The organism is Weissella fangxianensis (assembly GCF_024718545.1).
Classification (GTDB): Bacteria; Bacillota; Bacilli; order Lactobacillales; family Lactobacillaceae; genus Weissella; species Weissella fangxianensis.
Window position 1 is genome coordinate 92,896 of sequence record NZ_JAMXDB010000001.1, and the last position, 14,576, is coordinate 107,471.

Annotated in this window: 11 protein-coding genes; all 11 read left to right on the forward strand. The window is 38.1% G+C overall.

All coding sequences use genetic code 11. The features are described 5' to 3' along the window. Positions 1–254 precede the first annotated feature (254 nt). The 11 genes from glmS to NGR58_RS00440 all read left to right on the forward strand — a co-directional run bounded on the left by glmS (position 255) and on the right by NGR58_RS00440 (position 14,569). A complete protein-coding gene (gene glmS / locus NGR58_RS00390; RefSeq protein ID WP_258087777.1) occupies positions 255–2,072 on the forward strand; it encodes a glutamine--fructose-6-phosphate transaminase (isomerizing) in 1,818 nt (605 codons plus the stop codon). Positions 2,073–2,370: 298 nt separating this feature from the next. Continuing rightward, complete coding sequence (locus tag NGR58_RS00395; RefSeq protein WP_258087778.1) at positions 2,371–3,018, forward strand: hypothetical protein; 648 nt, start codon at positions 2,371–2,373, stop codon at positions 3,016–3,018. A 44-nt stretch (positions 3,019–3,062) separates the two neighbouring features. Next, positions 3,063–3,848 carry an alpha/beta hydrolase gene (locus NGR58_RS00400; protein ID WP_258087779.1) on the forward strand — a complete coding sequence of 262 codons (786 nt, stop codon included), beginning with the start codon at positions 3,063–3,065 and terminating at the stop codon, positions 3,846–3,848. A gap of 146 nt (positions 3,849–3,994) precedes the next feature. Next, positions 3,995–5,980, forward strand: coding sequence for an LTA synthase family protein (locus NGR58_RS00405; protein WP_258087780.1), 1,986 nt, complete (start codon positions 3,995–3,997; stop codon positions 5,978–5,980). A gap of 120 nt (positions 5,981–6,100) precedes the next feature. Further along, positions 6,101–6,853 carry an alpha/beta hydrolase gene (locus NGR58_RS00410; RefSeq protein WP_258087781.1) on the forward strand — a complete coding sequence of 251 codons (753 nt, stop codon included), beginning with the start codon at positions 6,101–6,103 and terminating at the stop codon, positions 6,851–6,853. Positions 6,854–6,945: 92 nt separating this feature from the next. Further along, the gene (locus tag NGR58_RS00415; RefSeq protein ID WP_258087782.1) at positions 6,946–7,278 is read left to right on the forward strand and encodes a hypothetical protein; all 333 of its coding nucleotides are present in this window, start codon (positions 6,946–6,948) and stop codon (positions 7,276–7,278) included. Between the two features lie 5 nt (positions 7,279–7,283). Beyond that, entirely contained in the window at positions 7,284–8,126 is an 843-nt protein-coding gene (locus NGR58_RS00420) for an SDR family NAD(P)-dependent oxidoreductase (RefSeq protein ID WP_258087783.1), read from the forward strand. A gap of 136 nt (positions 8,127–8,262) precedes the next feature. Continuing rightward, positions 8,263–9,750, forward strand: coding sequence for a hypothetical protein (locus NGR58_RS00425; protein WP_258087784.1), 1,488 nt, complete (start codon positions 8,263–8,265; stop codon positions 9,748–9,750). A gap of 92 nt (positions 9,751–9,842) precedes the next feature. Continuing rightward, positions 9,843–10,988: a CDP-glycerol glycerophosphotransferase family protein gene (locus NGR58_RS00430; protein ID WP_258087785.1), complete on the forward strand. Its 1,146-nt coding sequence runs from the start codon at positions 9,843–9,845 to the stop codon at positions 10,986–10,988. An 89-nt stretch (positions 10,989–11,077) separates the two neighbouring features. Continuing rightward, on the forward strand, positions 11,078–12,817 hold the full coding sequence (locus NGR58_RS00435) for a YfhO family protein (RefSeq protein ID WP_258087786.1): 1,740 nt from the start codon (positions 11,078–11,080) through the stop codon (positions 12,815–12,817). Between the two features lie 132 nt (positions 12,818–12,949). Then, positions 12,950–14,569 (forward strand): C39 family peptidase, encoded by a 1,620-nt coding sequence (locus NGR58_RS00440; RefSeq protein WP_258087787.1) that lies wholly within the window; start codon positions 12,950–12,952, stop codon positions 14,567–14,569. Positions 14,570–14,576 lie beyond the last annotated feature (7 nt).

Consider the following 14,576-nt stretch of genomic DNA (forward strand, 5'->3'; position numbering starts at 1 on the left):
TTGTTTGTGAAAAAGGCAAAATAAAAAACGCGAAATTTTTAGTTTCATGTTAAAAGATAGAGTGCTAGAAGAAAAGCATGTGATTTTAACTTTTATCATATGGTATATGCTATACCAATTTAGACCAAAGTATGATAAAAACAAATATATATGATTGACCAGTTGTTAATAAAGCGAGATAATTTACTTTGTGAATATAGAAACAAAAAATTAAATATATACCATTTAATTTTTAAAGTAAAAAGGGGTAACTTATGTTTTGTGGAATTGTTGGATTTACGGGAAATAATTACCAATCAGCACCTATTCTATTAAAGGGATTACAAAAGTTAGAATATCGTGGCTATGATTCTGCTGGGTTATATGTGGCAGATCAGGCTGATGGCACGGATCAACTTGTGAAAGAGAATGGTCGTGTTTCAGAATTAGTAAAATTGGTTTCAGAAAAAAACGTCAAGGGAACTGCTGGAATTGCCCATACTCGTTGGGCAACCCATGGTAGTCCCTCGGTTGCCAATGCTCATCCACACGTTTCTGCAGACGGTCGCTTTTACTTAGTCCATAATGGTGTGATTGAAAATTATCTTGAATTAAAAGATGACTATCTAGACAACGTGACTTTCCAATCAGATACGGATACTGAGGTAGCTGTCCAATTGATTGATAAGTTTGTTAAGGAAGGGGCAACCACTTTTGAAGCTTTGAAAAAGTTGATTGCTTTGTTAGATAGTAATTCTGCTTATGGTTTCCTATTGATGGATCGTGAAGAGCCTGAGCGGATGTACGTTGCTAAGCAAAAGTCACCTTTGTTGATTGGTATTGGGGCTGATTTTAATGTCGTGACGTCCGATGCTGTAGCGATGCTTGACCAAACCCATGACTTTATTGAATTACATGACGGGGAAGTGGCTATCGTTGATCCAGATAATGTGCAATTATTTAGTGCTGCTGGTGAAACGATGGATCGTGAACCCTTCCATTTGGATATTGATGCAACCGAGACTGATAAGGGCGCTTATCCATTCTATATGTTAAAGGAAATCGATGAACAACCAGTGGTGATTCGTCACTTGATTTCACGTTACTTACCTAAGGATGGTCAGCCACAGATTGGTGAAGGTATTGTGAAGGATATGCGGGCTGCCGATCGCATTTATATTGTGGCTGCTGGTACGTCTTATCATGCTGGCTTAGTAGGTGCGCGTCTCTTCGAACGTTGGTCAGGTATTCCAACTGAAGTACATGTGTCATCAGAATTTGCCTATGAGCAACCATTATTATCAGAAAAGCCATTCTTTATTTTCTTATCACAATCGGGTGAAACTGCCGATTCACGTGAGGTTTTGCAAAACATCAATGCCCAAGGCTTTAAGTCATTGACCTTAACGAACGTTGAAAAGTCAACGCTTTGGCGCGAAGCAACGTATGCGTTACCTTTGATTGCTGGTCCCGAAATTGCGGTGGCTTCAACGAAGGCCTATGTTGCGCAAGTAACGGTCGAAGCTATTTTGGCCTATGCTTTGGCTGATCGTGAGCAATTAGATGTTGATTTAGAACAAGAATTATCAAAGATTGCGATTGCCATCCAAGGGATCATTGATGACAAAGAGCAAATTCAAGCAGTTGCTGAAGAGATGTTGGTGCCAGCACATCACGCCTTCTATATTGGCCGTGGGGTTGATTCAGCCGTCGTCCTAGAAGCTGCTTTGAAATTAAAAGAAATTTCATATGTTCAAACGGAAGGTTTCGCTGCTGGTGAGTTGAAGCACGGCACATTGGCTTTGATAGAGAAAGATACACCCGTGATTGCGATGATGACGCAACCCCGCTTGGCTGGTTTGGTTCGTGGTAACTTAGCTGAAACGCAAGCACGTGGCGCCAAGACTTATACAATTGTGACCCAAGCAGTCGCTAAGCCTGAAGATGACTTGGTTTTGCCAGATATCAATGAATTATTGACACCATTGGTTAGTGTTGTGCCAACACAATTATTGGCGTACTATACATCACTAGGCCGTGGCTTGGATGTTGATCATCCACGTAATTTGGCTAAGTCAGTTACTGTTCAATAGAACATTAAAAATAGTTTTAAAGCGTAATTTATGGTACTATCATGTAGTACTGGTTTTATTGATAATTAACTTATCAAAGGTAGAGGGGACTTTACCATATTGAAGCACCATTCAGGGACAATAGTTCTTTGTTTGGTGCTTTTTTGTTGAATTGCATGAAATATTGTATATGAATAATTGCTTTTATAAAACTAGTGTTATATAAAGTAATATTACGGGTAAAACTCAACTAAACATACTGACTTAACATATATTTACGTATATAATTAAATCAGTAATATTGAATGGATGAGGTAATATGAAGCGAACATACACATTATGGAAACGAGTTAAACATGAGCTCATCTGGCTTTTAGTGGGGCTAGCTCTTGGTGCTATTGTGGTTGGGGGTGTTGTTTGGCAAATAAATAGACACGATAGTAACTCACATACGCCAGCTGCTCAAACAGTCAAAAAAGATCAAGAAACGTTAACCATTAAATCATTAACTAAAGAGAAACAAGTTGTGTTAGTTAATTTAGGCATGTCTGAGGTCTTTAATGAGGAAAAGTCGTCACAATTGTTTGGTAAAAACATTGTGGGAACCAATAGAAAGAAATTCATGCAAGCCACTTTTGATGCGAAATTAGGTATCAATGGTAAAGACGTTGATATAGAATCTAATGGCAAGAACTCATATGTCATTACAGTGCCTAAGTTTATCTTCATTGGCTATAATAATCCTAATTTCAAATTGTTAGATGAACATAATGGTGTCTTTAGTTCATTCACGTCAGATATTAGTGAAACTGATATGATTAATAAGGTATTGAATGACAAGTCAAAACAAAAATATGTAGAAAAATACGATGGCCTATTAAAGCAATCAACCAAAGATTTCTATCGGGAACTTGCTCATAGTATTGATCCTGATGCTAAGTTGTCATTCAAGTTTTCCAATGAGTAAGGTTATATAATAGATTAGAAAAATTAGGACTAAGGGGAGACATTATGGCTCATTTAGAGGTAGACTACTATTCACAAGTTCTGGGCATGGACCGTACGATGAACGTGATTTTACCAGAATTATCAGATCATAATCCAACTTGGACTAATGAAACGTTGCAAGATATACCAGTATTATATTTATTAAATGGGATGTCTAATAACCAAACAACTTGGCAACGTCGAACTGATATTGAACGCCTAGTAAGGCAAACACCAATTGCAATTGTGATGCCTTCGACCGATTTAGCATGGTACACTAATACCAAGTATGGTCTAAATTATTTTGATGCCATAGCGCAGGAACTACCTGAGAAAGTAGCTAGTTTTTTTCCACAATTATCAACGAAAAGGTCAAAGAACTTTGTGGTCGGTTTGTCGATGGGTGGCTATGGGGCTTTCAAACTAGCCTTAGCAACTGATAAGTTCAGCTATGCGGCATCACTTTCTGGCGCACTTATTGGTGACACAGAGCCACTATTAGATTTAGAATCTTTGACTTATTGGCAAGGAATTTTTGGTGATTTGGACCAATTTAGTGGTTCGGAAAACGATATTCTAACTTTGGCAGAAAACTGCCAGAATCGGCCAAGACTGTACGACTGGGTAGGCGAACAAGACGAATTTAAGCAGATTAACGATACGGCGGTTGCGAAGTTAAAGCAATTATCATACGACGTAACCTATGAAACAGCACCAGGACGTCATGAATGGTATTACTGGGACAAGCAGATTGAACGCGTCTTGGAATGGTTACCGATTGATTATGTGCGAGAAGAACGTTTGTCTTAAAAAATAGAAAATAATTAATTGCATTCATGATTTATGTTGTTTGATAAGAGATGACAATACAAATTAAGCAAAAGAGCTAGACGTTCTATCTGGCTCTTTTTTAGGGAATACATATGATTGAATAATTGGTTTAAGAGTGGAGTAAGATGAAAAAATTTTTGAGTAGAGAAAAGTTTGTGGGACCGTCTTTTAATAGTGTCATGAAGCTATTAACTGTAGGCTTAATTTTTAGTTTTTTGACAACATTACTATTGCAATTTGCGATGCATTTTCAAGTTTGGGGGCGTTTAAATGCGCAATCGACTGACATGCATGTGGCATTACACTATGTCTTTCAATTCTTGACGCGACCACAAATGGTCTATTCGGTGTTGGCATGCTTATTGCTATTCATATTCATCGTTGTGTTAGTCAATAAATTATTTATTGGAACTGCAATTTATTCTATATTGGCGATTATTGCCATTGTTGCTGAATATATGAAAATGAGTACACGTAATGAGCCAATCATTCTCAGCGACATGGCTGAGTTAACAGCTGTGAGTGGCTTAACGAAGATGATTGATAAGGACTTGCTGGTCGGGGCGATTATTGCTATCGCAATTTTATTGGTTGGTGCAACGTTAATCGAAATATATTTACGTCGTAAGCGAGCCGGCGTATTCGCAAAATCGGTCCACAATATGATGTTTCTCCAATCTGGTAGTAGATTAGGTGTACTATTAATTTCTTTTGGTTTATTAGCCACACCTTTTGTGGTGAATGCTGATCAAAATAAGGCTATCTTGTACCACTTTGGTTATCAGCAACAAAATAATATTATGGTTGATGATGCGATGGTTAATGGACCAATCATGACATTTGTTTCGAATATTTCAAGTGTGATTATGCGTGAGCCTAATGAGTATTCGGCTAAGGAAATGACCCGAATACAGAAAAAGTACACGAATTATGCTAGTGAATTGAATAAAACGCGTCAAGATAACCTAAAAGGTCAGACCGTTATTTCTATTTTGAGTGAATCATTAACGAATCCGAATGAAGTACCAAAACTGAAGTATGAAGGTCCAGATGTTTACAAGAATATTAATCAAATCAAAAAAGATGCGGTGCTATCTGGTACCATGCTGTCTTCTGGTTATGGTGGTGGAACGGCAAATATTGAATATATGACAATTGCTGGTTTCCCTTTGGCGACATTTGCGCCAGAAATGGTTGTTCCCTATACGCAATTAGTACCATATGCGAATGAGGTACCAACGTTGCCGAACTTATTTGATCAACGTGAAGTCCTCCATCCATATCCGGGTATGTTTTATAACCGTCGTGATGCTTATAAGGATATCGGTATTCAGAAATTCTATACAACCGATGGTTTGAAGAATAAGTATCCGGACAAGTATACGGGTAAGCTATCGTCGAAAACTGATTATCCAGCTGATAAGAATGCTTACCGTTTCTTGTTAGACAAAATTGATGATACGCAAAGTAAAAAATCACAATTCTTGCAGTTAATGACTATGCAAAATCATTTGATGTATAAGGCGAATGAATATCCTGGTAGTCCATACAAGGTATTGGAACCAGCAGTTTCGAAGAACACAAAAGATCAAGTAGAAACATATATTACTGGGGTTCACGAAACCGATATAGCAACTAAAAAGATGATTGATAAGGTTGAGAACCTTGATCGTCCAGTGACGTTGGTTTTCTATGGTGATCATTGGCCAGTTGTATTTACGTTTATTGATCAAGAAGCGCAGATGAAAACTAGTCATGAAACTGACTACTTTATTTATCAAAATAAAGCGGCTCGTGATAATAGTAAAAAGTCAACTTTGCGTCAAGATGAACGTCCTTATGCATCACCAAGCGATTTCCCAGCACTATTATTGCAGGCAACGAATAGCAAGGTGACACCTTTCTTTGCCTTACAAACAAAGGTTGTTGATAAATTGCCGGTATTCGTTAATTATGCACGTGATACTTTTGTAGATAACAATGGTAAAGAGTTAAAAACAAAAGACTTATCATCGAAGCAAAAAGAATTACTACACGACTTAAAACTAGTCCAGTACGACTTAAGTGCGGGTGAGCATTATTTGAGTGGTGACTTTACACACAAAAAGTAAACTATTAAGCAACCGAGTTATGGTAGAATTCGGTTGCTTTTTTAGAAGGTTAGGGATAAAAAATGGTATAAATGGTTATATAGACAAAGTGATTTTAGGAGAATAACAGGGGGATATATTATGGCAGTCAGTCGCATGTCGTTTTATTCGGAAAAGTTAGAAATGAGTACGAGTATCAATGTTATTTTGCCGGAACATCCAACTGAATCTGGTAAGACATTATTGTTGCTGCATGGTATGGGAGAAGATGAGAACGCATGGCTAAATCAGTCGCGTCTGACGGATTATGCCAGCCAAACAGACATCACGATTATTATGCCACGCGTGGATCGTAGCTATTACACCAGTCGGGTGGGTGAAAGCCAGTATTTTGAGTATATCAGTGAGGAAGTTTTGCAACGTTGTCGAGTGTGGTTTCATTTATCAAATAAACGTGAACGGACATTCATCGCAGGGACTTCAATGGGTGGCTTTGGTGCTTTAAAGACAGGGTTAACCCATCCTGACCAATTTCAAGGTATCTTTCCATTGTCAGCAATGCCTGATATTGAACGAAAATGGCGTGAAAATCCAGAACGCGATGCTTGGTATCGTAGTTTGTTTGGCTCACCAGAGCAAGTTAGGCATTCCATTAATGATATTGCATATCTGATTACTCAGCAGTCGAAACAAGCACCGTTTATTTGGCAGTTTTGTGGTGATAAGGATCCTTTTTATGATATGAATTTGACGTTGAGTGATCAGATTGAACAGCAAGGGCTGCAACATAAATTTGTGCAAGCTGCTGGTGGGCATGAATGGCGTTTGTGGGATGGAGCTATTCAGCAGGTGATTAAGATAATTGATGAGAAACAGCCTTTTACTATACGATAATCTGTATTTTTACCTATTGATTGTTATCTATATATATGAATTTCTCCAAGCAAAACATATTTTATGCTATACTAAAAGTAAGTGGGGGTTCTATGCAGAAAGATGACAAAAAAATAAAAATAAAATTAACCGAACAATTTGAACAATCAGCACTGGTTGGTGGTACACTATGGTCAATCGGATTTTTGGGTAGGCGGATTATTAGTCAACAAAAGTACCGACAACTAAGGGTAAATGATATTTTTACAGTTGGTAAAGATATTAAAATAAGTGCTGATAGAGTGCTGCAGTCGCGGGTCAATTATCTGGTATGTGATGTTGATCGAACAACAGTAACGTTGATGAAACTAGATCATGCAGATTACCAACGATTTGTGGTAACGAAAAAATCAATTAAACGCACGTTAATTCGAAAGGATTGGTGAGCTATATGATAAAGAAAAATGTGATTATTACAGGTGCATCTGATGGTATTGGCGCAGCAGCTGCGCGGGGATTAAATCAAGCAGAGTACAATCTCTACTTAGTTGGTCGTAATAAAGCGAAGACAGCTAAGGTGGCTAATGGAGTCGATGCCCCATATTTCACTGCTGATTTTTCACAACTTGATCAGGTTCGTCATTTAGCAGAATTATTGCAACGGACTTTAGGTGATCAAAAAATTGATATTTTAGTTAATAATGCCGGTGGACTGTTTGGGACACATGCATTAACAAATGATGGCTTTGAGCGAACTGTCCAGGTGGATTACTTGGCGCCATTTTTGCTCACCCAATTATTGATGCCCAATTTTAATCCAGACCAGGCAGTCGTGATTAATACTTCAAGTATTGCTCATCAACTCTTTGGTCATATTAATTTAAATGATTTGAATAATAGTCATAAGAAATATAAAGGAACGAAAGCATATGGCGATGCCAAACTAGCAAATATTCTGTTTGCCAATGAATTGGATCGACGTTTCCATAAAAATGGTTTATCAGCCGTTTCGTTCCATCCTGGTATGATTCGCACAAACTTTGCTAATGATAAAAAGAGTTGGATGTATCGCATTTATCATACAATGTTGAATAAGGTTGTCATGCAAAGTGCACAAGAAGGTGGCGACACGTTGCGTTTCTTTATTGAAGGCACACCTGGCGAAACTTGGGAGTCAGGGGCTTATTACAATAAACGTGCAAAAGCGAAGAAAGTTAACCCACAAGTCAATGATTTGACCTTGCAACAGCAATTATGGGATAAGACGCAAAAGCTTTTACAGGATTATCTTTAATAAATATTTTTTACAAGTAGTTGAGACATTCGGTGTCTTAACTACTTTTTTTATGCCAACACGACGACGGACAGTTTATTATGATAAAATGAAGAGATATTTTTGTAACAGAAGTTTGTGAGGTGATTGGGTAAGTATGAAATATTTAAAAACATTGGTGGCCTTTAGTACGTTCTTTCTGCTGGCATTTTGTATACCTAATCACGCCATTTATGGGCAAACTAACAACACAGTTGTAAGCATGGATTTGAAACAGAATATTCAGTTACAAACTGGCAGTGATCAAATTAAAGGGACGATTTATGATGACAATGAGAAGGGGGCGGTTGCCTACACACTTGTTGTGAAGAATCAAAAAGATACTTTATTAAAGAAGACCGTTATTTTAAATCAAGCTTTTACGGCAAAACTATCACGTTCTTTACGCAAAAATGATCAAGTCACAGTAAGTTTACAAGATAAGTCAGGTCATGCTGTGGCGAATACAAAGTGGATGAAACAAGCTCAGTGGCAAGTTTTAAGTAAGCCGAAGGAAAAAATCAAGACTAGTAACTGGTCGAATGTTTTCAAAAATAGTCGAACTGCACCTAAAAAGTATCGGGTTGTACAGGCACCTGATACCGGCATGTCCTATTTAAAAAAGCCAAAGTATACTGCGGCTAAAAGTAAGTTTTCTACTCTACAAGCAAATGACCGCTCAGTATCACCTATTAAAGGTTATCAGACAGCCTTATTGTTACCGACCGTGTCAACAAAGTTAGTTAATTGGCAATTACCACAGGGGAGTGTCATGCACGGACGTTATCTGTACGTGATGTATGAGTCAGAGAAGCGAAAAAATTATGGTCGCATAGTCCGGTATGATATCCAACAATTGCAAGCGCTTGGTGTCTGGCAAACTGGTCAGGCAGATCGCCTTAGAAGCCTAGAGAAGCGAATCAATCAAAACCGTTTTGCGACAACAAATGATGATCGTTTGATTCAGGCAATTAAGGTTGGACCAGAATTTCATATGGGCCATGGTCAGGCGGTTGCCTATAATGCGAAAGATAATCACCTTTGGTTGATAACCTTAGCTAAAAAGTCACGCCAACAACGTCTTGTCAGAATTAAATTAGATACGCTATATCCGAGTGATCAGCACAAATTTACTTTCCGCGACCCTAAAAATCATCAATCATTTCATGGTGAACAAACATTCAGTATGGATGATGATGGTAATGTGGCGATGGTTAGCATGATTTCAAATAAGACGAAGAAGCAGTTAGCTGCTAAGAACATTAAGGCTGGAGATTTAATGTTGTACCGTGGTAACGTACAGCATGGTAAGTTGCAATTGCATATGTCACGAACGGTTGTCAGAAACAAGCCAGGTTACTTTGGCCAATTCCTATCCGTCAATAATCGGACGGATCAGTTATTTTATCTAACTGATGGCGCTTATTATGCCATACCTGCTTCGAAGTGGGCACGGGGTGCATTGAATAAGTCAGATATTAAAAGTGGTGTCTATGTATCGCCAAAACAAGCGACTAGAGAATTTGAATCACAGGTCTGGGACCAAAATGGTCGTTCTTATTTAATTGTTAATCGTGGTGCGGAAATAATGCATGAAATCCGTTAATTTCATCAGAATTTACATGATTACGCTTCGCCAATAACATATTTTTGTTATACTTGAAATATTAAACTTAGGGCAGAGGGCAATGGTGTAATATGGGTCGAGCACAAAAAATTAAAAATCGTATCAAAAATTCATCCTTTTTTGGAGGTGCGTACCTGATTACTGTCGGGGCTTTCGTTAAAATTCTACAATTATTTATTAGACCGAACGAAAAACAAATCTTGTTTATCTCTTATAGTGGTCGTCAATATTCAGATACACCAAAAGAAGCCTATAATATGCTACGCAATGATCCGGCATTTAAGGACTATGAACTTGTCTGGGCAATGAATAAGCCAAAAATTTATGTGCAACCGGAACTAGGACGTAAAGTTTCATCTAATTCACCGACTTTTTTCTACCATTTGTTAAGGTCTAAATATTGGGTGGCGAATTCTAGTATTGATCGTTTAATTCCATTTAGTCATAAACGAAACATTTATATTCAATTTTGGCATGGTGTACCACTGAAAAGTTTAGGCCATGCCGAAATTGGATTATCTCGATTAGTGCAATATTGGTATGATCATGTACAATTTGATTTTATGTTTACATATGGTGACTATGACCTAGAAAAATTCAAAGAGGTCTTTCCAAAAACAAAAAGATTTGTGGAGCATGGTCAGTTACGTAAAAATATTGTGACGCGCTATCGAGAAAACATTACACCAGAACGTGTAAAATATCAGCTGGGTATTAAATCAGATAAACCAATCTTGCTTTATGTGCCAACTTTTAGAGGTTATCAAGCACGTGAACAGACGACATTAACACAAGCAACTTTAGAAAAATTATCTGAAACCTATACGGTAATTTATCGGGGTCATTATTTTTCAGAGGCTGTTAAAAAAGGCAAAATCATTACGGCAGATAATTATTCATTGTATAAGTTATTTATGATTACTGATGTGTTGATTACTGATTTTTCAAGTGTGTTCTTTGATTTTGCTGTCTATGGCAAGAAAATTTTTCTCTTTCAACCGGACTTTAATGAATATCATGTCCGACGAGGTGTTTATTTAGACGCCCAAGAAGATTTAGGATTACCTGTTGCATATTCTGAGTCAGAATTGATGAACCTATTACAAGCAGATGAGTATGATTATCAAGTGCTAGCAGATATCAGCCAACAGTATAATTCACATAGTGGTGAAGAAGCAGCAACTGCATTAAAGAGTATTTTGATGCATTTATCGTGATACAATGACAAGGACGCTATCAAACTGTTGAAGTTAATAGCGCCCTTTAATTTGAAATAAAAACCAGAGAATGATTAAGGAGTAAAAAAATGCATGCTAGTGCAATAAAGAAGGGATGTTATTACCTTATTCCAGGCTTAGTTTTCGCAATTATTTTAGCCTATGTTGGCCGGTTTGGCTTTTTATATGCAGGAGCGGATTTACAATTCCATGCCAGTCGTATATTTGAATTTTATCAACATATTAAAAATGGTAATTTGATACCAGTTATCTCAACATTTTCTGCTAATCAAATTGGTAGTATCGTACCAACTATGTATCCGTCATTCCCAGTTTATATCGGGGCGGTATTGCAGTTTATTTTTCCACCAGTCACAGCAATGTATGTGTTGATGTGGGTGCAACTAATGACCCAGTTCAGTATTGCTAAATGGGTCAGTAAAGAATTAGGACTGTCATTAACAGAAAGCACTATTGCAGCGTTCATCTATACCATGGCGACGCCAACATTATCTCAAGTTATTCAACAATGGTTATTTGGTGAAGTTTGGGCGATGTCATTTATGCCATTAGTGTTACTGGGATTAATCAGATTGGCCAAGACAACGACCGACAATGTGGTTAAGTTAGACAAAAAAACTATTTCATTGTTAGTCATTGGTTTTACTTTGGTTATCTTATCTCACGTGCTATCATTTGCGATCGTTGCTGGCTATACAGCGATTTTTACGTTGTTTTTATTGATTTTCCGAAAAAATCGTTGGAATGTATTGGCTAATTTGTCAGTTGCTGCTGTGATTACGATTCTATTATCACTGGTATTCCTAATGCCGTTCATTATCGCTATGTTAGGAAATACACTGGCGACTCCAGCAGCAACAGAGTTAACTATCTGGGCAGCACCAGATTGGCATGAGTTCGTGAAAGCAACCTTTACCATTGCCGCTGATGCTCGTTTTAAAACCAACACAGTTGGGATTATCGCTTTCCTAGCCATCTTCGGTGTGGTATTAACTTGGCTTAAGCAGGATCGTTTTACAAAAATTGCGACATTAGTATCAGTCGCTGTCATTTTTAGTGGTTCAAGTTATGTTTGGAATTATTTATATGATACGAAGCTAGGTGTCATTCAATTCCCACATCGTGTCTTCATTATTGCTATCTTTTTGCTGAGTGTTAGCGCAATTTTGGCGATTCGCAATGTCATTAATAAAAAGTGGTTACAACAAACGATATATATCGGATTAGCACTATTTTCATTTGCCTTTGCCGTATTTAACATTAAATATGGCTTTGTCGATCGGGTCAATGCCTTGGCTGTGCAAACTGATTATAAATCAACAGCGAAGCATCCAGTCAGTTATGCACCCATGGCGAACTTTAAAGTAAACAATGATGACTTTGAAAATTTGATGGGTTATTGGGATACTTATGGTGCGTTTGACTACCTGCCTGAGAATGTCGATTTTAATAAATCATTACAGAAAAAGGCAATCGTTCAGAATCATGAGTTACTACAGACCAAAGCAACCTCTGAACCTAATGGCCTGACGTATCAGGCAAAGTTAGCTAAGAATACAAAAACGATCATTCCGATGGTTGGCTATCAGAGTCTAAACTATGAAATTACTGACCAAAATAATCATCAGTATCAATATAAGATAAACAAGAATAAGCAGCTGGTTATTAAGACAACGAATCGTCCAGTTAGTGAGTTGACTGTTCATGCAAAAACACCAGTAACGACGTATGTTGCTTGGGTAATTAGTTTAGCAACCGGTGCTGGATTGATCATTTATATTATCTGGGATAAACGTCGTAAAGCATAAACATAGTATTTTTAATATAAGCAAGAAAGAATTTTTCTCTTTCTTGCTTTTTTCCTTGCTAGCGCAAGTTTTGTCAGACTAGAAGTGGTGAAGTATAGATATAATTTACAAAAAATTAAGGGAGTAACGGGCATGGAAAATCATAATAATTTGTACCGAACGATGCTATTCGGACTAAGTATATTAGCAGGTGGACAACTGGGTTATGCCACAATTTCTGCTGATGATACGTCATCATCGCAGGTAACAACTAGTGAGCAGGTAACGACTAGTGAAGTGAGTACCGAATCGTCGGAACAAGCAAGTCAAAGTATTCCTGAAACGACGGCACCAGTAAGTCAAAGTACGCCGACTGTTAGTTCTAGTCAGGTAGACGAAGCGGAACCGTCTTCAAGTGAAACTGAGTCGACAGAGGAACAAGGCGGTTTAAGTGGGCGTCGTGCAACCACATCATCGACGAAAGTTGACCACAGGTCAGGTTATGTCTATGCACCGGAAGTTTCTCAAGCTAATGGTGGTTGGAACTGGTTAGAAGATGGCCAGCCATATACAGGCTTTAGAAAATATCAAGGTGCCTATTACTGGTTCCAAAATGGTGTTCGTCAGAATAACCAATGGGAAACAGCTTGGGGTCACAAATATTACGTTGGTGCGAATGGCCGAGCTGTGCAAGGTACGCAGTGGATCAATGGTAAGCGATATAACTTTGGAACTAATGGGACATTTTATTTACGAAACGATGATGTCTCAGGATATATTAACGTACCCGGTGTTGGTTGGCGTTGGCTAGAAAAGGGCCAACTTTACTCAGGATTCCGTTATTATATGGGAGCCTATTACTGGTTCCAAAACGGTGTTCGACAGAATAACCAATGGGAAACTGCCTGGGGCAATAAATACTATGTTGGTGCTGACGGTCGGGCTGTGCAAGGGTTGCGGGTTATTAATAATCAGATTTATAATTTTGGAACCAATAAGACATTTTATAAGCGAGCATTACCTTCTGGCTACGTCAATGTTTCTGGATTAGGTTGGCGTTGGATCGAAAATGAACAACTATTCACCGGATTCCGTCACTACAAAGGTTCATACTACTGGTTTGAAAATGGTGTTCGGCAGAATAATCAATGGGAGACTGCCTGGGGGAACAAATACTACGTTGGTGCTGATGGTCGCGCTGTCCAAGGTATTGTGACCATTAATGGTGTGAAGCATAATTTTGGTACCAACGGGACCTTTTATGAACGAGACATGCCTAAAAAAGTGGCAAAACCATATTATTATTCACAGTGGGATAAACGATGGTCAAATACTTGGTTAAGTGGTGGTACTTTCGGCGCAACTGGGTGTGTGCCAACTAGTGTAGCCATGGTCCTAAAGGGTTCATATGGTGTTAATGTGACGCCACGTCAAGTTGGAAATCAAGTGAGTCAGTTTCACGAGTCGTATGGTGCTTCGGGACTCGATCTAAAAACAATGGTTAATGCGTATGGGCATCAAGCACAAAGTTTAAGTACAGCTAATGCTGTGAAATCAGCCTTGAAACAAGGTAAACCAGTTATTTTCTTCGTGAACGTTGGAATTGGGCATGCTGTTGTAGGTTATGGTTACAATCAAGGAAATACGGAGATTTTTGATCCATATAATCACCAATTCTATAGTGGTTGGAATAGTGTTGATGGCATTTTGAGTAAATTATCAAAGGACTCACAGGATTGGGATGCAGGAACTCCTGCATTCGCGATTAATTAGGGGTGAT